The organism is Blautia faecis (assembly GCF_027662325.1).
In the GTDB taxonomy this organism is placed as follows: Bacteria; Bacillota; Clostridia; order Lachnospirales; family Lachnospiraceae; genus Blautia_A; species Blautia_A faecis.
This window is the reverse complement of the sequence record NZ_JAQDKY010000003.1, coordinates 91,015-111,999: the sequence shown is the minus strand read 5'-3', so window position 1 is coordinate 111,999 and position 20,985 is coordinate 91,015. Positions and strand designations below refer to the sequence as shown.

The following is a 20,985-nucleotide window of genomic DNA, read 5'->3' as shown; positions in this document are numbered from 1 at the left end:
TGTCAATGCTAAGAAGATTACAAATAAACAAGAACCCTATTTCACAGGCCCATTTGGGAATGATATTTTTCAATGTTCCCCTAGCTGCGAATAAAATATGTACATGTTTCTCATACAAATTCAGCTAAAAAATAATACCACACCTTTATTGGACTGGGGAAAGTATTGGGAAAAAGATGTAAGGATAATGGTGCCTATATCTGTACAGACTCATTACTCATTTATTGATGGAATTCATATTGGTGAGTTTGTAGATTCATTAGAAAAATATTTTGCAAGTTTTTAACAATCAAGTTCCAGTTTGTGGAATTGGAGTAGTGTAAAAACAAGTTCAAAATTTCAATTACATATTATAATTATGAAAAAGCAAAGGCTGAAACATTCCTTTGCTTTTTTCATGTCCAAATATATCAGAGAAAGGAGTTATGCCAATGGATTTTTCATGGGAGTTGTTATTTGAGCTGCTGGGTAAGGTTGCAGATACAATCGGTAATGTTCTCGGCGGCACAAAGAAAGATTGAGAAAAACAAAAACAGGAGGTGATGAAACATGGGAGAGGATGAAATTGTAAGGCTGTTCAATGCCAAGATCAAGCTGGAACGGAAGCAGTATAAGAAGCGAGTATTACAGTTAGCCCCAGAGAGGATTTACCAGAGGGCGTATCAGATCAACTGTCGGGAGAATATTGCAGAGACTTTGCTGGAAAAGAGCGGTGAGATGAAATCAGAGGTCCTGCGCTGTCTTCTGGTCCTGCCAAATGTGATCCAGTTCTTTTATGCCAGGTGGATGGGAAAAGGAGATTCTTTCCAGCTGGAACTGGAAAACAGCATGGATACCGGGATCAAGGAAATTGGGCTGCTCCTAGAGCAGGAAGAAACGGAGGCAGCATGAAGAAGAGAGTCATGTGTGTACATACGGAGCTGGTAAGGGAAGGCTCCGTATTATACGAGGGGAAAGATGGAAATACAGGTATTACAACAACGGAGGAGGCTGCAGGTTTTGCAGCCTCTTTTTTCGGCAAGCAGGATAAGGAACTGCTCTATGTGTGTGCTGTGAATGGGGAACTGGAGCCTGTATTAATGGAGCTGGTTGCAAAAGGCAGTAAGAATGTGTGCTATGCAGAACCGGCAGATATATTTAAGTCAGCGATCCTGGCGAATGCATATGGCATCTTCTGTTTTCATAACCACCCGGGAGGCAGAGCAAAAGCGAGTAAGGAAGATATAAACCTGACTGCAAGGCTGGAAGCCTGCGGTGTCATGCTGGGGATTCCGTTACTGGATCATATTATTATCAGTAGCCAGGGAGAGGTTTACAGCATAAAAGAACAGGACGAGGAAAAGCTTAATGAAACCATGAGCAGGATGTTTGATAAAAAGAAGCAGTAGAAAGAACGAATAAAAATCAATGGAAAAAGGAGAATGAAATTATGGCTGCAGAAGTTGAAACAATGTTTTATACAAGAGAGAAACCATGGCACGGACTGGGAACCCTGGTGGCAGAAGCACCGGAATCAAGGGAAGCACTGCGGATTGCCGGGCTGAACTGGAAAGTCCTCCAGGAACCTGTCTATACGGAAAATGACGAACTGATCCAGGGCTATAAGGCAAATGTAAGGGATTCTGACAGGAAGATATTAGGTGTGGTCACAGACCGCTACAAGGTTATCCAGAACGAGGAAGCCTTTGCATTTACAGATGCCTTGTTAGGAGAAGGAGTGCGCTACGAAACAGCTGGCTCCCTGCAGGAGGGGAGAAGGGTGTGGCTGCTTGCAAGACTTCCAAGGGAATATATCATTGCCGGCGAGCGTATCAGCCCATACATGGTATTTTCCAATACCCATGACGGTTCCGGGGCGGTAAAGACGGCGCTTACCCCTATCCGTGTAGTATGCAATAATACGCTTAACCTTGCCCTGCGCACGGCAAAGAGGAGCTGGTCTATGATCCACACAGGGGATATCAGCGGAAAGATCGAGGAAGCGAAGAATACCCTGTTCCTGGCGGACGAGTATATGTCTGCTCTTGGAAAAGAATTTGAAAATCTGAGGGGAATCAGGCTGTCTGAAAAACAGGTCATGGATTATATCGAGATTCTGCTTCCGGTAGAAGAAAATTTCACCCCACAGCAGAAGCGTGGCATTGAAAGACTGAGGGAAGACATGAGAATGCGCTACTTTGACGCTCCAGATCTGAAAGACGTAGGAAACAATGGCTACCGCTTTATCAATGCAGTATCGGATTTTGCAACCCATTCTACCCCAAGAAGAAAGACTGCAAACTACAGGGAGAATATTTTTGCCAGAACCGCGGACGGAAACCCGCTGATCGACAAGGCGTACCAGATGGTGCTGACAGCATAAGGAGGAACAGATGAAAAAATTCGGTTTGGTAGAGATTATCATTGTTTTATGCTTGCTGATCCTGGAGGTGCTGATATTCCGGGATCAGCTTATTTCATTTATAAGGGCTGTAATAACCGGAATTTAAGAACGGAGGAATGGCTGAAAAGCCTGTAGAAAGTAAGGATGAAGATTTTTGAGATCATAGCAGGGATCTGCATATTGGTAGTTGATGTTTTGGTAGCTGTAAATCAGTTTATGAAAGTAATGGATATTTTTACAGGGGAGAATGCAGAATGAAGAATATTATGATTCCGACAAAAGATTTAACAAGGGAAGAGTGGCTGGAACTCCGCCGAAATGGAATCGGAGGCTCTGATGCTTCCGTGGTGATGGGGAAGAATCCCTGGCGTTCCATCCAGCAGCTGTGGGAAGACAAGACTGGCAAAACGCCGGTGCTGGAGAACTCCAATGAGTATACATACTGGGGCAATGTGATGGAGGGGATTATCCGTAAGGAATTTATGAACCGTACAGGTCTGAAGGTACGGCAGAAACATTTTATGATGTTCCATCCGCAGTTTTCATTCATGTTTGCGGATGTGGATGGAATTGTCACTGACGAGCAGGGGGAAAAATGTATTTTTGAAGCCAAGACTGTCAGTCAGTATCGGGAGGATGAATGGAAGAATGGAAAGATTCCTACAGAGTACATGATGCAGGTCCAGCATTACCTGGCAGTCTGCAATATGCAGAAAGCGTACATTGCGGCTCTGATCGGCGGCAACCATTTTATATATTATACGATCTTGCGTGATGAAGAGATGATTGCTGATCTGGTCTATGCAGAGAAAAAGTTCTGGGAGTATAACGTAAAGTGCGATATCCGCCCGGAGATAGATGATTCTGAGGCTACGAAAGAGTTTCTGGACAGAAAGTATAAGGAATCCGTGAAGGACAGTGTCCCGCTTGACCGTTCCCTGGTGAAAGTCCTGGAGGAATACCAGGATGTAAGTGACCAGCTGAAGGATATGGAGAAGCGGAAAACAGGTCTCTCCAATCAGCTGAAAGCGGCTCTAGGGGAGCATGAAGAGGGAAAATTTGACAATGGGCAGATCGTACGCTGGAAACGGATTGAGAAGAATTTACTGGATTCTAAAAGGCTGAAAGCAGAAAAGCCGGAGATTTATAACCAGTATACCAGTGTAAATGCTTACCGTACCCTGTCCATTGCATCTTAAAGGGGGGCTGGTACTATGGCTGTGGAATCGAAGATAAGAAGCTTACATGCAGATGAAATCGAATGCAGGGTAGGCAGTATCGGTGAGAAAGGAATCTCGCTTCTGTTATATAAGAATGCAAGGGTAGACCAGGCAATCCTGGATGAAGCCTTTGGCATATATGGCTGGCAGAGAAGCCATATGATGATTGGAAATTCCCTGTACTGTACCGTGAGTATCTGGGACCCGGAGAAAAAGACCTGGATTTCCAAGCAGGATGTGGGAACAACAGGGGATTTTGAAAAGGAGAAAAGTGCTGCTTCGGATTCGTTCAAAAGAGCATGCGTGAATCTGGGAATTGGAAGGGAGCTGTATACGGCTCCCTTCATTTTTATCCCAGCCAGTAAAGTGGTGGTTACAGAGAAAGACCAGAAGAAGGTTGTGAAAGACAGTTTTAGTGTAAGTGCAATCACTATTTCGGCAGATAAGGTCATTACAGGGATTTCGGTTATCAATCAGAAGAAAGCGGAGGTTTTCAGATGGGGAAACTTAAACGCTGCAGAGAAGAACAATGGAGATGCAAACGAGGAATGGCAGGAACTGTACAGGGAGCTGGAAAGGACGAAGGTGCCAGAGGAACAGATTCTAAAGCGGTATGGTGTTAAGTCTCTTTCCGAACTGGATGAGGTATCAAGGAAAAGAGCACTGAATGGACTGAAACGAACAAAATCAGCCGCCTGATTATGGGCGGCTGATCGAGAAGCTGGAAATTGTAGATATGGGATGACGCAGCATTTAGTTATGTCAGACCCAAGAAAAAATGTACGGCAGTCAGAAGTACCGCTGCGGAGCTACAAAGAGTAAAAATAACGGAGGAATTGCAGATGGATTACATGGAATTTAAAAATCAGATGTTAGCAGAGATAGAGGAACGCCTTACTGAAAAAGAATATGCCTGTTATGAACCGGCAGATGGCAATATGCTGGAAGAAAGTCTGGTGATCCAGGAAGGAAACGAGCCGATAAGATTTGGTGCGACTACGACAAGCATGTACCGGGCTTATAAATCCGGTTACAGTATAAGGCAGATCGCAGAAGAAATCATCAGAGAAAAAGACGGACATAAGGAAATCAAGGGGCTGGAAAAGATCAGAATGCTTGATGATTATGAGCGTGTGAAGGAAGACTTATATATTCGTATTGTCAGTACAAATAAAAAGGTGACAGTACTGGAACGAGGAATTTACAGAAAGATCGGGGATATCATTTTGGGGGTGTATCTGCGGATAAATGAGGATGATGGAAAACTGTGCACAACACTGATAGACAATACTTATCTGGATAAGTGGGAGCTGTCAAAAGAAGACGTTTTGGAGCAGGCTATGGATAATACCGTGAAAATGGCACCGCCAAGATTTTATGACGGTATGCAACTGAAACTCTCTATCCTTACTGGTAGATATGGTGGAATTCCCATAAAAGAATTCAGCCCTACGGAGAATGAGAGAAGATATGGCTGTTTTCTAAGCACGGATAAAAAGACCAATGGTGCGACTGCAGTGTTCTATCCCGGAGTAGCAAGGATGATATGTCTGGCATATGGTACACAAGCTATTTATATTGTACCGACCAGTATCCATGAAGTTGCGATACATGACAGCAGATACACAGAGGATGTAGAGATGCTGTCAAAATGTCTGGAAGCTGTAATACAGGAATCAACACCAGATGATGAAGTCGCAAGCAATCATGTTTTCATGTATGAACTGGAGACAGACAGGATTACCGAGGTGATGTGATGATATATGGCTACGCAAGGGTAAGTTCTACAGAGCAGAATCTTGACCGTCAGATCCTTGCATTGCAGAAATATGTGGAACCAAAAAATATTGTAACCGACAAGCAGTCAGGTAAGAATCTGGACCGCCCTGGCTATAATGCATTGAAAGGAATATTCGGCTTGCGCCCAGGGGATGTCCTATATATAGTGAGCCTGGACCGTCTCAGCAGGAACAAGGAAGATATCAAGAATGAGGTGGCATGGTTCAAGGCGCACAAGGTAAGGCTGATGATTTTAGACCTCCCAAGCTCCATGGTGCAGGTGCCAGAGAACCAGAAATGGATCATTGACATGATACAGAATATTCTGATAGAAGTATTATCTTCCATGGCAGAGCAGGAGCGTCTGACAATCCGCAAAAGGCAGAGGGAAGGGATCGAAGCAGCCAAAAGGAAAGGCAAGCACCTGGGACGTCCTTATCTGAAAGTGCCCGATAATTTTGAAGAGGTGTATGCCGAGTGGAAGTCTGGGGTAATCACAGCCAGGGCTGCACAGAAGAAACTGGGAATGTCCAGTGCGAGTTTCTACCGTCTGGTGAAAAAGCAGCAAGCGGATGAATCAAAAGGTGTGTGATTTTTGTTACATGTATCAAATGCAGAAACTAAGATTTTGAGAGACCAGATAAGGGGGCTTATCTGGTCTCTCGTAAGGTAGAGGTTGTGAAAATGCCCTCTTTTGAAAAAAACGGAAGAAAAAGTTGAATTATAAGGTTATTTTTGAAGAAAATTACAAAAAAATTTTAAAAGAGGACATTTTAAAGGATCAGTAGTTTGGTACAGTAGTCATATATGTTCTTAGCTCGTGCGTTTTGAAAATCAATAATTCGTCTGTTATAAGGATTGCGACGAGCTTTGAAATCTGTTGGTGCGAAGTAGGAATAGATGGGTAAGCTGTTATCCATCTCTCGGGTATAGTTTTGTGGGCGCAATAAAAAGTCACGCAGTAATTTGCTGAAATCAAGTTGGTTAGGGAGGTTAAGTGGATTTTCACATTTATCATAGTTTTGTAAGTTAAGCGGAGACTTCTGATTATTACAGTAGATATTTTCAATCTCTGCTACGAACACAGTCCAGTATGCATTCCTGTCGTTTGATTTGTCACGGAGATTGAGACAATGTATAAGCTCATCCGAACTTAAAGTTGTAAAGTCGGCAGTTTGGAGTTCAAAATGGTTTTCAATGTATAGTTGGAAAATTTCAATAGGTTTTTCTATTTTTAATGAATCCATCAAATGACTTAAGGTTGTTTTCCAGAGTGCAGAAAATAATGGCAAGACCATACGGTTTAACATCCGAAAATAATCTTTTATCAAGTTTTGTTTGCGTAGATTTATTTCAGCAGTAGTTAACTGTTTTTCTGATGCTGATTCAGCAATTTTCACATTTGAAGGAATTGCTAGAAATTGGGTTTCTAAAACTTTATTATTTTTTACAGCTTCAAGAGCATATTGCAGAAAAAAGTGTCTGTTATAGACAAGTGGACAAAGCGATAAATCTGTTAATGTTTCGTAGAAAATAGTGTTATGGTCTGTAAAATCTAACTCTGCATATTTTTGAGCAATATAGGAAACTGTCGAAAAACCAAAGTATCGTTCATTTAGGGTACAGAAAGTATAAAGATCGGCTTTTGAATCAGATAGATTTTCAAAGCCAGAATTTGTGAGTGCATTGTACAAGTTGCTATAAAGACTAATGATGTTCTTGTAGGTATTGTTGGTGTTTGAACTGTTGGTTGGTTTTCCTTCTCTTTCGAATGTTAAAGTTCGTTCCATGTTTTTACTTAAGGAACTAAGTGATCTTTCTGTAAAATATGTATAAGCAGGAAATTTGTATATATTGGGGACGTAGAGTACATTTGCTCTTTTTCGGTCAGGCGAAAAACCAAGCAAATCCATAGAAACTTTGGTGGTTTTTTTTGCTATTTCTATGACCTGGTCGTAATATTGCTTATTTTTGTCAGTGTCATTTTTGATACAGTCGCGAATAACGAAACGTAGGAAACTATCTTCTTTTAATTTGCTAAAAAGGCTGATGCGATGTGAACTTTGCTGGAGTGCTCTATTGTATATATCAGCATCAATTGTTTTAGAAGTTTCGTTATCATAACTGGGTGTAGAGAAAAAACCAGTTCGAAAGTAATCTTTATAGGTTGCGGTGAGGGGATAAAAAGCTCTGTTTGCATTATAGAAACAATCATTTTCAAGAAAATAGAAAAAGCCTTCTGAAATGCAAAAATTATACAGGGATAATTTCAGCAAATAGGAAAGCACTGTAAGTGTATCGGAATCAAAAACACTTTCACCAAAAAAAGTATGCAGATTACCATTGGTCGAAATAAAATCAGAGTATAGGCCGAGATAGTTGTATAATTCTTCGAATGTAATATGAAAAAAGTTGTCAATATCAGTTATATCTTTAAGAGCTGTGGGTAACTTGTCTATAATATCTTTTGCTAAGGCAATGGGATCTGTGAGAAAAAAATACTTTAAAATATATTCCTGTTCAATATTATCTTTATTACTAAAAATATCTAAATTCATTATTTTACTCCTTTTATAAAAAAATAATCATGTAATATGAGATAATCATATCATAATTTGAGATATATTGATACATAAATAAACAAAAAATATATTTCGGATAAATTATATAACAAGTAATCATGTCCTATAATGTAGCCATAACAAAAAGAAAAAAGGAGGACATGAAGATGACAAACGGATTTAATCCTGGCTATCCAATGAATACTTGCACAGGACCAGGAATGAGTATCCCAGTGAGCGAGCCAGAAAGAGTTCTTTATGAGGTTACAAAGAGTAATGCAGAGATGGTGGCTGCTGTAAACACGCTGCATAATAATACGCAAAAGAGCTTGTATGACAACCAGAAGCTCATGGAACGGATGGCAAGGAAGAGCAAAAAACTACATGGAAAACCTTGTATTATGATAGGGGGGAATGGAGTTTATTGCCTTGCTCAGTTATATGATGATGGGACTTCTACGCAATCTCAACTTATTTTTAACATAACCGGCGAGTGTGATATATACCATCTCAGTTTTCCAAAATTACATGGAAAAACGAAAAGATATGTAGCGATTATTTTTATGAACGAAAGGACATGGGTTATATGCGATAAAGAAAAAGTAACTGGAACAAATCTATACAAATGGTTCGTGGAGGCTGGGATTCAGTTTGATCCATGCTTTAAAGATAAACTGATTAAGGAGGCTCTCTTTGATTATTTTGCCCCGAAAATTGCAAATGCTAGAAGTATAAAGGAATTGGATGGAATGGCAGGATGGTGGCAAAGCCAATGGAGATATGCCGAATGGTTCCAGACATTTATACCTAGCGGTATGCCGGAACTTCCGGTTATGGATAAACACTTTACAACAGAATATCGTGGAAAGGAACTACTGGAAAAGTTTCTGAAGGGAATTGCCAGTATAGAAAGTAAGCATTACCGCGTTGTAGTGCTGGAGACACTGGTTAGCGGTGTACTGGCAAACCTTTTTCAAGAGGCAGGGATTTATAGTAATTACTTTTTGAACTTTGTGTTAATCGGTAGACTGGACAAGGAACTGTTCTGTCGGTTGTATCAGGTGTTCAACAGAGGAATTTGGGAAATCCAGGAAGCAAATGTTAGATCAAAACTAATTTCAGATTATGTTCGTACCATAAATGATGAGGTGTTGATAGTACATGTACCAAGTGACGAAGATTCTCATAGGCGGAAGAGTATAGAACGGAATCTGGGAGATATTGTGAATAAAATATGTGAAAGAGACTGTTCATCCTTGAACATTCCTTGGAAAGTAAATGCTTCATTGGTAGTGGTGAATGAGTATGTATCAGACCTGGACAGCGCAATCAATATTATCACAGACAAACATACTTTCACGCCAGAACTTATAGATATGCTAAGAGGAAATGCAGTTGACGCATTCTTGTATGAGCTAGTGACATATGTAGAAGCACATATGGCTGAGGTAAGGGCTGTTATAAAGAAGTGGTCGACCAACCTGGAAGAAAATATGAGCCTGGTGCTTCTGAAGGTAATCTGGGAAATCCTGTCAGGGTTTGCAAAAGATAAGGGAATTGATCTTGCAGCTGGTTTGGGAATAACCGGAAGTTTAAATTGGGAAGCTATGTGGCGCAGTTTAACTGACCGACAGGAAATAGGCGAAAGGATAATAAAGGCTGTGAGAAGCTCAATGAGTAAGATATTCATTAGAGAGAGGCGTTATGGCTGTGGATATGTGAAGGACGGTTGTTACTATGACCAGGAATATTTATGGATTCCGACTAAGGTGTTCAAGGAAATAATGAAAACTAACCGCATTCCATCCAATAAGTATCGGGAGACACTCGTAAAATGGAAACAGCAGGAACTTTTATTACCAGATGAGAGTGGGCTAACATACAAACTGCGTGTGAATGAAGTGCCGATACAAACTTATCGGTTCAAAAAGGCATTATTTGACCAAGCATTTTCCGTTCCGCTTGAAGGTCTCGGAAGAGACGAAGAAGATGAAAATGAAAAGAATATGCGTATAGTGTGGAAACCGCAAAACGGTGCGAACTATAAAAAATGATATCCAAAGTGCAACCACTAGAAAGGAGACTGTGCAACTATGTTAAGAGATCAAGAGGGAAATACAATTGAAGTGAAAGGTACTCCGATGGCTTCAAACAACCACAGACTGATTCTTGGAAAATCTGGTTACGGTAAAACCTGGTGCTGCTATCGAATGATTGAGGAGGCGGTAGAGCAGAAGAAAAAGTGTGTGATTTTTGACTACTCTGGAAGTTATACCATGGAAGAGCAGGAAAGAAGCAAGTTTGCCTGCAAGGATCAGACTTATGTGTTTGATGGAACCCAGCCGGGGATTACATACTGGTATACAGGCAAGAATGTCTATTCTGCTTTTGAAGAGGCATTGATAGTGGCGCTCCCATTTAGGGGACACCGACAGCGGGAGTTTCTGCACAAAGTGATGGAACTTCTAAAGGAACAGGAGAAGGAGCTTACGTTTGCTTCGGTAATATCGGTTCTGGATGGGTATGTGCAAGGTTTGACGGATGACGAGAGTAAGGAACGTGGTGAGAAACTGTTAGATATCATTGGACAATATGAAAAGCTTGATATCATTTTTCGCAAGAAGACGCCAGAGATGGACAAGGAGCTGGAAGATAACAAACTTGTCACTATAATGCAGTTTACTGAACTTGAAGGTGGCACGAAAAAGTTTTTGACGGAATTTATGTCAGCGTTGCTGTGGCAGAGTGTGAAAGATGAAGGTAACAGTGCAGATTTACACAGTGTAGATTACATCTTGTATGATGAGTTTCAGAATGTTGCACTTGGCAAAGAGAGTACACTTGGAGCAATGCTGCGTGAAGGACGCAAATGTGGACTGGGTGTATGGCTGGCAACTCAGATTCTTTCAAATTACAAGCCAGAGCAGATTGATACGTTACAGCAGGTAGATACAATGTTGCTGTTTCGTCCTTCAGAGCGAAGTATGAAGGGGATTGCACAGCTTGTAGATTGTGAAGCTTGGAAAAGTTGGCGAAGAGCACTATGGGAGCTGCCAAAAGGACAGGCCATCTTAAAAGGAAAGTACAGTGTTAATCACAATTCAAAAATTTGGGACATACCGATCATATGTGCGGTGGATTCAAAGTCCAGTAACTGAAAACTTGTCAGAATTTGAAAATAAGAAAGGTCAGGGATTGATATTATGAAGAAAAAAGAAAGCACTGATTTAGAAGTAAAGGTTGTAGATTGCAGTAAATTAGAAGAGCGTGATTTAAACAAAGTTTTGGGGAAAATCTTTGAAGAGGCATATGGATCTGCAGAAGATGGCAGTACCACGTTGCAGAAACCATTTGTTCTTATCATTTGAAACATCGTGAAAAGCTAATAATACAGGGGAAAACTAGGAGGAATTGCTATGACAGACACTACTATTAATGAGATTTCAGCTACTCCGGTATGCGTAAACCGGAAGGAATTTATGAAAATCCTGGGCTGTGGACAGTACACCGCTGACAAGATCGCACGCCAGTCTGGGGCGCGGGTTGAAATTGGAAGGCGGGTACTGATTTATATGCCAAAGGTTAATCAGTATCTTTCAGATGTAACAAACTTAAAGTGATGTCTATGGTGCTCTCCAGTAAATGCTGGAGGGCACTTGAAAACTGGAGGGATAATATGAGCACAGATTCTAAAGAAAAAAAGCTACCCAAGGGTATAAGGCGTAGAAAAAGTGGACTATATGAAGCTCGTTTTACCTATAAAGGAGAATTATATACTTTATACAATACAAATCTCAAATTGCTTCAGAGTGAAATTGTTGAAAAAAGATATGAAGTTGAGCATGGGCTTTATGCGAAAGAAAGCAATGTGACTGTAGATTCCTGGTTTTATACATGGATGGAAGAGTATAAAAAGAACAGTGTAAAATACGGAACTTACAAGGTATATCTGGATGAATATAAGTCACATATCAAAGAACCCTTTGGCAGAAAGCACTTGAAAGATATCAGAGGAGAACACATACAGAAGTTGTTTAATGATATGGCACGTCGTTATAGTTCCACGACCATTAACTTGGTGAAGGTTATATTGAGTGGGATGTATACACAGGCTGTACGCAATGGAATGGTACTGCGAAATCCTGTTAAGAACACTTCTGTTAAGAAAGAAAAGAAGAAAAAGAAGATACGAGTAATGTCGATAGAAGAACAGAATTTGTTTATGAGATATTCGAAGAACAGTCAGTTCTATGATCTTTATATGGTAGCCCTTGGAACGGGAATGCGTAACGGAGAACTGCGTGCGTTGCAATGGGCAGACATAGATTTTGATAATAAAATTATACATGTGAATGGGACTTTGAAGTACATAGCGAAGGCTAAAGTAAAATATATGATTGATGAGCCAAAGTCTGAAACAAGCAAAAGGGACATTCCAATGCTTGACAATCTGGTGACCGTACTGCGAGAGCACAGGAAGCGCCAGCTCGCGACAAGAATGCTTCTGGGTGATAAATGGAGACCAGAGCCAGGTTTTGAAAATCTGGTGTTTACAGGCAGTTTTGGAAGGTGCATTTCTGAGAATGCATTGTATCAGGACATGAAAAAAATCATAGTTCAAATCAGGGAGGACGGACACACGTTTGGAGAGCATACACCCCATTCGCTTCGTCATACATTTGCAACACGCGGTTTTGAGAGGGGAATCCCGCCAAAGGTCATGCAGGAAATTCTGGGGCATAAGTCAATCACGATGACTTTGGATATCTATTCTCATGTACTTCCGGACAAGAAGGCTGAGGAAATTAACAAGTTAGCAGCGATGTTTTAGCAAGGGGGAGAAAAGTCCCCCCTTGAATTTTTCTGCCAGAAAGTCTGCTTGGGTTCAAAGCTTAATATATTTCTGACTTCTGCTCCTGGGCTTATCCGGGATAGTCATGCGGATCAGATCAAGCTTAATGGCAGGATGTAAATAATTTTTTCGGAAAGTTTCTTTTGATTTCAAATCTAGTTTTTCCATTAGTGCGCTGCTGGTATAAGGAATGTCATATTCCATTACAGAAAGTAGTTTCTGAACATAATCTGAGAGCAAATGGTTTTCTTCATTGATTTGGGCCGGGATGTCATCCAGAATTTTATCAATCTGTGACAGCATAAATTCAATAAAGTCAGTGGAAGAGCCTGCCCTATGGCATTGGGCGATTGCGTCATAATATTCAGTCTGGAATTTCTCAATCTGGCTTTCGATAGGAATATATTCAAATATAGGCTTCCATTTTGCGAGAATAGCGGTGTGCCATAGCCTTGCCATTCTGCCATTTCCATCAGAAAATGGATGGATAAAAACAAATTCATAGTGGAACACGCTGGCAAGAATCAAAGGATGGATCGTGTTTCTGGATTTATTCATCCAGTTAAAAAGATCACTCATTAATTCTGGAACAAGGTGTGCGGGTGGAGCCATGAAAATACACTGGTCACCATTAAAAACGCCTTCTTCCCCATGTCTGAAGTCCCCAGATTCATTTACAAGATATCTGGTCATTATGCCGTGAAATGTTTTTAAATCTTTGATACTGTAAGGGTCGATTTCTGACAGGCGTTCATAAGCTTCGTATGCGTTTTTTACTTCCTGTATTTCTGTTTGTTTTCCAAGAACTGTTTTTCCCCCTATTACATCCCGGACTTGTCCTAAAGAAAGGGAGTTGGCTTCAATTTTCAGAGATGAGTGGATGGATTTAATGCGGTTGTTTCGTCTAAGGTGCGGCTTGGATTCAAGGCTGCTGGTAGCTGTAATGCGTCCGATTTTTTCTGAAATAGAGGACACATATGTTAGTATTTTGTTGGTAATGGTAAAAGGTGGTGCGTAATCTCCCATAAAATACCTCCGTGTATAATGATTAACTTGCTTATTAACTTGCGTATTTTCTTGCTTAATTATACATGGGAAAAAAGAAAAAAACAATTTCTGTTTTTGAAGAATTTGAGTGAGGGTGGTTAAAAGCTGCCCTCATTTTTGCGTCGGAGGAAACTGATTTGGGTACTTGAAATGCAATCTTGGGTATATTTTGGGTACGAGGGGTAAATGTTACAGAAATATTACAAGAATGGTGAACACCAAAATCCCGCAAACCCTTAGAAATCCAAAGAGAAACACACGGTAGGGGAGCTACCGGGTGTTTCGAGGGGAGTATAAATAATTAAATAAGGGGTTATGTAAAAAAATTTTTGAAGGGTAAATTCTTTTACAAAGCCAATTATAATATAAATTGGAAAAAAAAGCAATATCATTTTGATGAATATTCTTTCTGCAATTGGTTACAATACACAAAGTAATCTGAAAACAGCTGCTGGGTGCGGAACAGAACGCGAACAGCGGCATTCAACAGGAGGAATACTCAAATGGCAAAAAATTATGAGTCTGAAAACAAGAACAGCAAAAATTCAACAAACAGATCTTATGAAAATGAGATGAATTCTCAGGATTGCAAGAATTCTTACTCAAAAAACAGCAGCAAAAACAAGAGTCGTAATTCTTACGAGTCTGGGGAAGATACTACTTCCAGATATTAAAATATTTTAAGAAAGGGCGCAGGGTCTGTTGACTCTGCGCCCATGTTGGGAGGTTTAATGTATGCCGGAGGTTTTTGATGAGCAATGCGGAAGGAAATCCAGAGCCTTTTTCAGACACGCTCTAACGTTGCACGCGTCCTGCACCGTCGCTTTCAATCATGGAAAGAACTTATGATTCAGTAATATATTTAAGCCAGTGCTTTCATTACTTCATACGCACCATTTTCGCGGATCTGAGTTAAGTAATTGCATACAGCTGCTTCAAATCCGGAAATCTGTGTCAGATCTTCGCCCCAGAAGGAAGTATTGGTGCAGACTGCATGAACAAGATCCGCTGCGGAATCATCTTTATGTGCAAGGTAGAATTCGAGAACTGCTTTGTCATCTTTTACAGTGTATTCATTAGCTGCTCTTTTGGCTGTAAGTCCGTCTTCGCTCATAGCATATCCGTTATAGAATGCAATGTAGAAGGCGAAAGAAGCTGTGATGCATGCAGGAAGTGTACCTTTGCGTTCAACATATTTTTTGAGTGACGGCATAACACGTGCTTTCCATTTGGATGTAGAGTTCAGAGAAATGGAAAGAAGAGCGTGATCGATAAATGGGTTTTTGAAACGTTCTGTAACAGCAGCGGCAAAATCTTTGAGCTCTGCTTTTGGAAGGTCCAGAGTAGGGATGATCTCATCATAAATAGTTTTGTTCATAAATCCACAGATCACATCGTCGTTCATGCAGTCTCTGACAATATCCTGTCCTGCAAGGTAAGCACCCAGTACAAAGGAGGTATGAGCACCATTTAAGATACGTACTTTTCTCTGCTTGTATGGTTTGTGATTGTCTGTGATCAGGATTGGAAGGTTCGCTTTGTCAACCGGGAATTCGTCTTTGATTGACTGAGGTCCTTCGATTACCCAGAAGCCGAAGATTTCACCTGTGTCGATCAGGTTATCTTTATAGCCAAGTTCTTCACAGATTGCAGCAGCTTCATTTCTTGGATAACCTGTTACAATACGGTCTACAAGTGTAGAGCAGAAGATGTTTTCAGCTTTGATCCAGTTGATAAAGTCTTCACCAAGATTCCACTGCTTTGCATATTTTAATACACATTTTTCAAGCTCTTTTCCATTATCATCGATCAGCTCACAGGAAAGAATGATAAATCCTTTGCCGGCTTTCTGACCGAATTTCTGGAAACGGCGATACATAAATTGAGTAAGTTTTCCAGGATAGCTGCCAGCCGGAACATCAGTAAACTGACAGGAAGAATCATAAGTAATTCCGGCTTCTGTTGTATTACATGCGATAAAACGGAGGTCCGGGTTATCTGCACATGCGAGAACTGCTTCAAAATCCTTATATGGATTGAGACAACGGCTTACACAGGAGATAACACGCTTTTTATTTATTTTTTTGCCATCCTGGAATCCACGGAGAAATAAGGTATAAAGACCCTCTTGTTCGTTGAACCTGTCATCGAGATCTGGAGCGATTGGCTGGCACAGAACAACTTTGGAGTTGAATCCGGCTTTTTCGTTTAACTCATCTATAAAATAATCTACAAATGCACGGAGGAAGTTTCCTTCACCAAACTGAAGTACACGTTCCGGCGCTGATTCAAGAAGGTATCCATCATAGCCCTGTTCTTTTAAAACAGCATAAGATAATTTTTTCATTTTCATTTTTCCTCATATATAATGATATGAGTGTTAAAAGGTCTTTTGACACTCATTTGATATCCGGATTGCTACGCAGCTACGCTGCTTCCGCAATTCGATTTATGTTTTATAAAGTAACGCCCTGTTTGAAGATTGCCATATCATGGAAACCTGCTTCTTCGGATTTTGATTTCTTTCCGGATGCAATCTCAAGGACAAAATCCAGAAGATTTTCTGAAAGCTCATCAAGAGGAGTATCATTTACCATGACTCCACAGTTGAAATCAATCCAGTTCTGCTTCTTTTTTGCAAGCTGGTTATTTGTGGAGATTTTTACTGTAGGTACAGGACTTGCAAATGGTGTTCCGCGTCCGGTGGTAAAAAGTACAATGTGTGCACCGGATGCAGCAAGGGCAGTAGAGGCGACAAGATCATTGCCAGGTGCACTCAGCAGGTTTAATCCTTTTTCCTTTACAGGTTCTCCATAAGAAAGAACTCCCATGACAGGTGCACTTCCGGATTTTTGCGTACATCCGAGAGATTTATCTTCCAGACTGGAAATACCGCCTTTTTTGTTTCCAGGAGAAGGATTTTCATAAATGGTCTGGTTGTGACTTTTAAAATAGTTTTTGAAATCGTTGACAAGGGCAACTGTCTGGTTGAACAGATCTTCTGTCTCGCAGCGGTTCATAAGTAATTCCTCAGCACCGAACATTTCAGGAACTTCTGTAAGAATTGTAGATCCTCCCATAGAAATCAGTTTGTCAGAAAATGCACCAACAGTAGGGTTTGCCGTGATTCCGGACAAACCATCAGAGCCGCCGCATTTCATACCGATCACCAGTTCAGATGCACTGATTGGTTCACGTTTAAATGAGGAGGCATAGGAAATCAGTTCTTTGACAATTTCAATACCATCACGGATCTCATCTTCGCATTCCTGGGCAACGAGAAAACGTACACGCTCAGGATCATAGTCCCCGATAAATTTCTTTAATTCATCGATGTTGCTGTTTTCGCAGCCAAGTCCAAGAACCAGAACACCGCCTGCATTAGGATGGTTCACTAAATCAGCAAGAATCTGACGTGTGTTATTCTGATCATCACCCATCTGGGAACATCCGTAAGGATGTGGAAAAGCACAGACACCATCAATCTGGTCTGTCATGTACTTCTGTGTGGCTCGTTCAATAGCAGATGCCACATTGTTAACGCAGCCTACTGTAGGAATGATCCAGATTTCATTGCGTACACCAACACCACCGTTTTTTCTGCGATAGCCCTGGAAGAACTTTGGCTCCCGGTGTGGAAGCTCTGTGATAGTTTTGTTATATGTATAAGTAAGAAGATCTCCCAGCCCTGTTTTTAAATTGTGAGTATGAATCCAGGAACCTGCAGGAATTTCTGCGGTTGCACGTCCAATGGGATTACCATATTTAATAATGGAATCACCAGGCTTGAGACTTTTTAATGCAAACTTGTGTCCCTGCATGATTTCTTCTGTAAGAGTGAGTGTGGAGTTATCAAGTTTGATCACAGTGCCTTTCGCCAGAGGCTGAAGCGCAACGGCTACATTATCTGAAGGATTAATTTTAATAAAAGATTTCAAGAAATCAATAACCTCCTTTATGTGAAAATAATGTATGTAAGAGCTTACATACAAATTACATCAACAAAACGGGAACGTCAATAGGAAATGGAAAAAAAGCTGAAAATGGTAAAAATACACAATGTGTAGTGCGAAAATTTGTCTGTTCTGCAAATACTTCGTGAATTGAAAATGATACTTATTTGTCGTATACTGTAAATAAAATGTAAGACCTTACATTTTGTTGAAACGGATAGAAAGGAGAGGAGAATTATTTTATGAAAGCATTTATGGACAAAGATTTTTTACTTTCAACAGAAACTTCAAAAAAGTTATTTCATGAGTATGCAGAGACAATGCCAATTGTAGATTACCATTGCCATATCAATCCCCAGGAAATTGCAGAGGATCGTAAGTTTGAGAATATTACCCAGGTGTGGCTTGGTGGCGATCATTATAAATGGCGTCAGATGAGATCAAATGGAGTAGATGAGTACTACATTACAGGTGGTGCCAGTGATCGTGAAAAATTCCAGAAATGGGCAGAAACTCTTGGGAAAGCAATCGGAAATCCGCTCTATCACTGGAGCCATCTGGAATTGCAGAGATATTTCGGATATACAGGATATCTGAACGGAGATACAGCTGAAGAAGTGTGGAACCTGTGCAACAAAAAGCTTCAGGAAGATGATATGTCTGTAAGAAACATTATCCGCAAGTCCAATGTAAAATTAATCTGCACAACAGATGATCCGGTAGATGATCTGAAATGGCATAAAGTTCTTGCAGAGGATGACAGCTTTGAGGTGAAAGTGCTTCCTGCATGGCGTCCGGACAAGGCAATGAATCTGGAAAAACCGGAATATCCGGAATACATGAAAAAGCTTTCACAGGTCAGTGGCGTTGAAATTGCTGATTTCGCAGATCTGAAAGAAGCCCTTCTTAAGAGAATGGAATTCTTTGCACAGATGGGATGCAGCGTATCTGACCATGCACTGGAATATGTTATGTATGCGCCTGCAGCAGAAGAAAAAGTAAATGAGATCTTTAAAAAGAGACTGAATGGCGAAAGCATTTCAAGAGAAGAAGAAATGATCTTCAAGACAGCTTTTATGCAGTTTGTTGGAAAAGAATATCAGAAAAAGAACTGGGTAATGCAGATCCATTATGGATGCAAGAGAGACAACAATGCATTTATGTATGAGCAGCTCGGACCGGATACCGGATATGACTGCATCAATAACTATGCGCCAAGTGCTCAGACAGCAGATTTCCTGAATTCTCTGATCGCATCAAATGAACTTCCAAAGACAATCCTGTACTCCCTGAATCCCAATGACAATGAAGCAATTGGAACAATCCTTGGCTGCTTCCAGGGAACAGAGGCAGCAGGTAAAATTCAGCAGGGAAGTGCATGGTGGTTCAACGATCACAAAACAGGTATGATCGCACAGATGACATCACTTGCAAATCTGGGACTGCTTGCAAACTTTGTTGGCATGCTTACTGATTCAAGAAGCTTTTTGTCCTATACCAGACATGAGTATTTCCGCAGAATTCTTTGCGAGCTTATTGGCGGATGGGTGGAAAATGGAGAATATCCGGCTGATTATAAGACTTTAAAGGAAATCGTGTGTGGAATTTCATACAATAATGCAGTAGACTATTTTGGGTTTGACCTGTAAAATGATTGATATCAGAAAGCTTATTTTCTATTATTACCAGAACGAACAGGAGAACGATAGTGAATATATATGATATTGCAAAGCTGGCAAATGTTTCCATCGCAACAGTATCCAGAGTGGTCAATAACAGTCCGAAAGTCAGCCCGAAGACAAAAGAAAAGGTTCTTGCGGTTATGAAAGAAAATGAATACACGCCGAATGCGTTTGCCAGAGGCCTTGGTCTTGGGTCGATGAAAACAGTAGGAATCATCTGTCCAAATATTGACGATATCTATATGGCAAAAGCAGTATCTTATCTGGAGCAAAATCTTCATGCTCATGGATATGACTGTATTCTTGGCTGCAGCGGATTTAAACAGGAAGAAAAGGAGGATTATGTCAGACTCCTTTTGTCTAAGAAAATAGACACGCTGATACTGGTTGGTTCTACATATGCAGGAAATGGTAAAGATGAATCTGACACAGATTATATTCGGGAGGCAGCGGAACAGGTTTCCATATTTATGATTAACGCAAAGGTTTCAGGCGATAATATTTACTGCACCTATGCGGATGATTTTCAGGCTACTTATGAAGTGACGAAAGCCTTTATTCGGAGAGGAAAAGAGAAAATTCTTTTTATGTATGATTCAGAATCCTACAGTGCCAGGCAGAAAATGGCGGGATACGAAGCTGCATTGCAGGATGCCGGATATCCCATTCGTGGAAATCTGAAATTCAAGACCAAAAATGACATTGAATATACGCGGGATATGCTGCTTGAATACAACCGGATCCTCGATTTCGACAGCGTCCTTGCAACGGAGGATGGAATTGCAATCGGAGCAGTAAAGTATGCAAAGATTAAGGGACTGGCGATTCCTGAGGAACTGGCGGTCGTCGGATATAATAACTCAATTCTTGCAATCAGCAGTGATCCTGAGCTTACATCGGTGGACAGTAAGCTGGGGGTAATGTGCAAAAAGACAGTGGAACGGATGATAGACCTTCTTGAGAGAGAAATACAAATTGAAAAGAATGTGTGTGTTCCATGCGAAATAGTCCGCAGATGTACAACGGATTTCTGATCTTATTTCATATTTAACTGAATCAAGTAAGTCCCCTGCGGAGGTTGCGAAAAGCAATACTTAAAAAAGGTGCATTTTGGCACCTTTTTTGTATTTGCGGATATACTGATAAAAAAGGGGATTTTCCATGTTTCCTGTAGAGCCGATTTCCGGAAAAATGCTGGATTATTATGTTGGACGGAAAGATTCCTTTCTTATAGATTTAAGAAATCCGAAAGAGTACCATACCGGACATATAAAGGGAGCGGTAAATGTGCCATATGAGGAATTTGAAGAAATGCAGACATATGATTTTCCAAAAGGGAAAATACTGGTGCTGTATTGCGACCGGGGCGGGGCAAGTCTTCAGGCGGCCAGGATTCTGGCGCGAAATGGATATAAGACAAAAACGGTGATCGGGGGAATGAAGGAGTACAGAGGGAGAAATCTGATATGCGATATATGAGAAAAAATTCAAAAGAGTACTATCTTGTA

At 40.7% G+C, this 20,985-nt stretch carries 21 protein-coding genes; 17 read left to right on the top strand and 4 right to left on the bottom strand.

Translation table 11 applies throughout. The annotated features are described in order from the left end of the window. Positions 1-97: 97 nt before the first annotated feature. From PGQ38_RS19695 to PGQ38_RS02910, 8 genes are all read left to right on the top strand, one after another. Positions 98-286, top strand: coding sequence for a CatA-like O-acetyltransferase (locus PGQ38_RS19695; RefSeq protein WP_306467787.1), 189 nt, complete (start codon positions 98-100; stop codon positions 284-286). A gap of 263 nt (positions 287-549) precedes the next feature. Continuing rightward, entirely contained in the window at positions 550-891 is a 342-nt protein-coding gene (locus PGQ38_RS02940; RefSeq protein ID WP_118579832.1) for a DUF3848 domain-containing protein, read from the top strand. Then, entirely contained in the window at positions 888-1,388 is a 501-nt protein-coding gene (locus tag PGQ38_RS02935) for a JAB domain-containing protein (protein WP_270430778.1), read from the top strand. Before PGQ38_RS02940 ends, PGQ38_RS02935 begins: the two co-directional genes overlap by 4 nt. A 41-nt stretch (positions 1,389-1,429) precedes the next feature. Further along, a complete protein-coding gene (locus PGQ38_RS02930) occupies positions 1,430-2,362 on the top strand; it encodes a DUF932 domain-containing protein (protein WP_173719761.1) in 933 nt (310 codons plus the stop codon). Positions 2,363-2,637: 275 nt separating this feature from the next. Continuing rightward, complete coding sequence (locus PGQ38_RS02925) at positions 2,638-3,582, top strand: YqaJ viral recombinase family nuclease (protein WP_270430777.1); 945 nt, start codon at positions 2,638-2,640, stop codon at positions 3,580-3,582. A gap of 15 nt (positions 3,583-3,597) precedes the next feature. Next, positions 3,598-4,302 (top strand): hypothetical protein, encoded by a 705-nt coding sequence (locus PGQ38_RS02920; RefSeq protein WP_270430776.1) that lies wholly within the window; start codon positions 3,598-3,600, stop codon positions 4,300-4,302. A gap of 143 nt (positions 4,303-4,445) precedes the next feature. Further along, positions 4,446-5,360 carry a DUF5688 family protein gene (locus PGQ38_RS02915; protein ID WP_270430774.1) on the top strand — a complete coding sequence of 305 codons (915 nt, stop codon included), beginning with the start codon at positions 4,446-4,448 and terminating at the stop codon, positions 5,358-5,360. Next, positions 5,360-5,974: a recombinase family protein gene (locus tag PGQ38_RS02910; protein ID WP_204453804.1), complete on the top strand. Its 615-nt coding sequence runs from the start codon at positions 5,360-5,362 to the stop codon at positions 5,972-5,974. Before PGQ38_RS02915 ends, PGQ38_RS02910 begins: the two co-directional genes overlap by 1 nt. Before the next feature lie 181 nt (positions 5,975-6,155). On the opposite strand, the gene PGQ38_RS02905 is transcribed toward PGQ38_RS02910, so the two are convergent. Further along, positions 6,156-7,940: a hypothetical protein gene (locus PGQ38_RS02905; protein WP_270430773.1), complete on the bottom strand. Its 1,785-nt coding sequence runs from the start codon at positions 7,938-7,940 to the stop codon at positions 6,156-6,158. A gap of 362 nt (positions 7,941-8,302) precedes the next feature. On the opposite strand from PGQ38_RS02905, the gene PGQ38_RS02900 reads away from it, so the two are divergent. From PGQ38_RS02900 to PGQ38_RS02880, 5 genes are read left to right on the top strand one after another with little or no spacing between them, the layout of a single operon-like run. Then, on the top strand, positions 8,303-9,997 hold the full coding sequence (locus tag PGQ38_RS02900; RefSeq protein ID WP_204453807.1) for a hypothetical protein: 1,695 nt from the start codon (positions 8,303-8,305) through the stop codon (positions 9,995-9,997). 39 nt (positions 9,998-10,036) lie between these two features. Continuing rightward, positions 10,037-11,101: an ATP-binding protein gene (locus PGQ38_RS02895; RefSeq protein WP_204453814.1), complete on the top strand. Its 1,065-nt coding sequence runs from the start codon at positions 10,037-10,039 to the stop codon at positions 11,099-11,101. A 45-nt stretch (positions 11,102-11,146) separates the two neighbouring features. Next, positions 11,147-11,311, top strand: a complete 165-nt coding sequence (locus PGQ38_RS02890) for a hypothetical protein (RefSeq protein WP_173718875.1) — start codon at positions 11,147-11,149, stop codon at positions 11,309-11,311. Positions 11,312-11,359: 48 nt separating this feature from the next. Further along, positions 11,360-11,563, top strand: a complete 204-nt coding sequence (locus PGQ38_RS02885) for a hypothetical protein (RefSeq protein ID WP_173718876.1) — start codon at positions 11,360-11,362, stop codon at positions 11,561-11,563. A 56-nt stretch (positions 11,564-11,619) separates the two neighbouring features. Continuing rightward, positions 11,620-12,774 (top strand): tyrosine-type recombinase/integrase, encoded by a 1,155-nt coding sequence (locus PGQ38_RS02880; RefSeq protein WP_204453816.1) that lies wholly within the window; start codon positions 11,620-11,622, stop codon positions 12,772-12,774. Between the two features lie 54 nt (positions 12,775-12,828). Here PGQ38_RS02880 and PGQ38_RS02875 read toward each other — a convergent pair whose 3' ends face one another. Beyond that, positions 12,829-13,821, bottom strand: coding sequence for a Fic family protein (locus PGQ38_RS02875; RefSeq protein ID WP_204453818.1), 993 nt, complete (start codon positions 13,819-13,821; stop codon positions 12,829-12,831). Positions 13,822-14,345: 524 nt separating this feature from the next. Here PGQ38_RS02875 and PGQ38_RS02870 point away from each other — a divergent pair. Further along, positions 14,346-14,516, top strand: a complete 171-nt coding sequence (locus tag PGQ38_RS02870; RefSeq protein ID WP_173716171.1) for a hypothetical protein — start codon at positions 14,346-14,348, stop codon at positions 14,514-14,516. Positions 14,517-14,704: 188 nt separating this feature from the next. Here the strand turns inward: PGQ38_RS02870 and PGQ38_RS02865 are convergent, their stop codons facing one another. Both PGQ38_RS02865 and PGQ38_RS02860 read right to left on the bottom strand, forming a co-directional pair. Next, positions 14,705-16,189: a tagaturonate reductase gene (locus PGQ38_RS02865; protein WP_270430769.1), complete on the bottom strand. Its 1,485-nt coding sequence runs from the start codon at positions 16,187-16,189 to the stop codon at positions 14,705-14,707. A 109-nt stretch (positions 16,190-16,298) separates the two neighbouring features. After that, a complete protein-coding gene (locus PGQ38_RS02860; RefSeq protein ID WP_118579820.1) occupies positions 16,299-17,780 on the bottom strand; it encodes a UxaA family hydrolase in 1,482 nt (493 codons plus the stop codon). 257 nt (positions 17,781-18,037) lie between these two features. Here PGQ38_RS02860 and uxaC point away from each other — a divergent pair, with 257 nt between their 5' ends. From uxaC to PGQ38_RS02845, 3 genes are all read left to right on the top strand, one after another. After that, positions 18,038-19,444, top strand: a complete 1,407-nt coding sequence (gene uxaC / locus PGQ38_RS02855) for a glucuronate isomerase (protein WP_118579817.1) — start codon at positions 18,038-18,040, stop codon at positions 19,442-19,444. A gap of 59 nt (positions 19,445-19,503) precedes the next feature. Then, positions 19,504-20,511, top strand: a complete 1,008-nt coding sequence (locus PGQ38_RS02850) for a LacI family DNA-binding transcriptional regulator (protein ID WP_148461762.1) — start codon at positions 19,504-19,506, stop codon at positions 20,509-20,511. 127 nt (positions 20,512-20,638) lie between these two features. Further along, on the top strand, positions 20,639-20,956 hold the full coding sequence (locus PGQ38_RS02845) for a rhodanese-like domain-containing protein (RefSeq protein ID WP_148461761.1): 318 nt from the start codon (positions 20,639-20,641) through the stop codon (positions 20,954-20,956). Positions 20,957-20,985 lie beyond the last annotated feature (29 nt).

What these genes read in the sequence shown, in the direction of transcription:
- uxaC (WP_118579817.1), top strand. Translation starts at nt 18,038, where the DNA reads ATGAAAGCATTTATGGACAAAGATTTTTTACTTTCAACAGAAACTTCA.
- PGQ38_RS02905 (WP_270430773.1), bottom strand. Translation starts at nt 7,940, where the DNA reads ATGAATTTAGATATTTTTAGTAATAAAGATAATATTGAACAGGAATAT.
- PGQ38_RS02870 (WP_173716171.1), top strand. Translation starts at nt 14,346, where the DNA reads ATGGCAAAAAATTATGAGTCTGAAAACAAGAACAGCAAAAATTCAACA.
- PGQ38_RS02940 (WP_118579832.1), top strand. Translation starts at nt 550, where the DNA reads ATGGGAGAGGATGAAATTGTAAGGCTGTTCAATGCCAAGATCAAGCTG.
- PGQ38_RS02885 (WP_173718876.1), top strand. Translation starts at nt 11,360, where the DNA reads ATGACAGACACTACTATTAATGAGATTTCAGCTACTCCGGTATGCGTA.
- PGQ38_RS02935 (WP_270430778.1), top strand. Translation starts at nt 888, where the DNA reads ATGAAGAAGAGAGTCATGTGTGTACATACGGAGCTGGTAAGGGAAGGC.
- PGQ38_RS02900 (WP_204453807.1), top strand. Translation starts at nt 8,303, where the DNA reads ATGGCAAGGAAGAGCAAAAAACTACATGGAAAACCTTGTATTATGATA.
- PGQ38_RS02845 (WP_148461761.1), top strand. Translation starts at nt 20,639, where the DNA reads ATGTTTCCTGTAGAGCCGATTTCCGGAAAAATGCTGGATTATTATGTT.
- PGQ38_RS02915 (WP_270430774.1), top strand. Translation starts at nt 4,446, where the DNA reads ATGGATTACATGGAATTTAAAAATCAGATGTTAGCAGAGATAGAGGAA.
- PGQ38_RS02880 (WP_204453816.1), top strand. Translation starts at nt 11,620, where the DNA reads ATGAGCACAGATTCTAAAGAAAAAAAGCTACCCAAGGGTATAAGGCGT.
- PGQ38_RS02920 (WP_270430776.1), top strand. Translation starts at nt 3,598, where the DNA reads ATGGCTGTGGAATCGAAGATAAGAAGCTTACATGCAGATGAAATCGAA.
- PGQ38_RS02910 (WP_204453804.1), top strand. Translation starts at nt 5,360, where the DNA reads ATGATATATGGCTACGCAAGGGTAAGTTCTACAGAGCAGAATCTTGAC.
- PGQ38_RS02895 (WP_204453814.1), top strand. Translation starts at nt 10,037, where the DNA reads ATGTTAAGAGATCAAGAGGGAAATACAATTGAAGTGAAAGGTACTCCG.
- PGQ38_RS02930 (WP_173719761.1), top strand. Translation starts at nt 1,430, where the DNA reads ATGGCTGCAGAAGTTGAAACAATGTTTTATACAAGAGAGAAACCATGG.
- PGQ38_RS02875 (WP_204453818.1), bottom strand. Translation starts at nt 13,821, where the DNA reads ATGGGAGATTACGCACCACCTTTTACCATTACCAACAAAATACTAACA.
- PGQ38_RS02865 (WP_270430769.1), bottom strand. Translation starts at nt 16,189, where the DNA reads ATGAAAAAATTATCTTATGCTGTTTTAAAAGAACAGGGCTATGATGGA.
- PGQ38_RS02890 (WP_173718875.1), top strand. Translation starts at nt 11,147, where the DNA reads ATGAAGAAAAAAGAAAGCACTGATTTAGAAGTAAAGGTTGTAGATTGC.
- PGQ38_RS02925 (WP_270430777.1), top strand. Translation starts at nt 2,638, where the DNA reads ATGAAGAATATTATGATTCCGACAAAAGATTTAACAAGGGAAGAGTGG.
- PGQ38_RS19695 (WP_306467787.1), top strand. Translation starts at nt 98, where the DNA reads ATGTACATGTTTCTCATACAAATTCAGCTAAAAAATAATACCACACCT.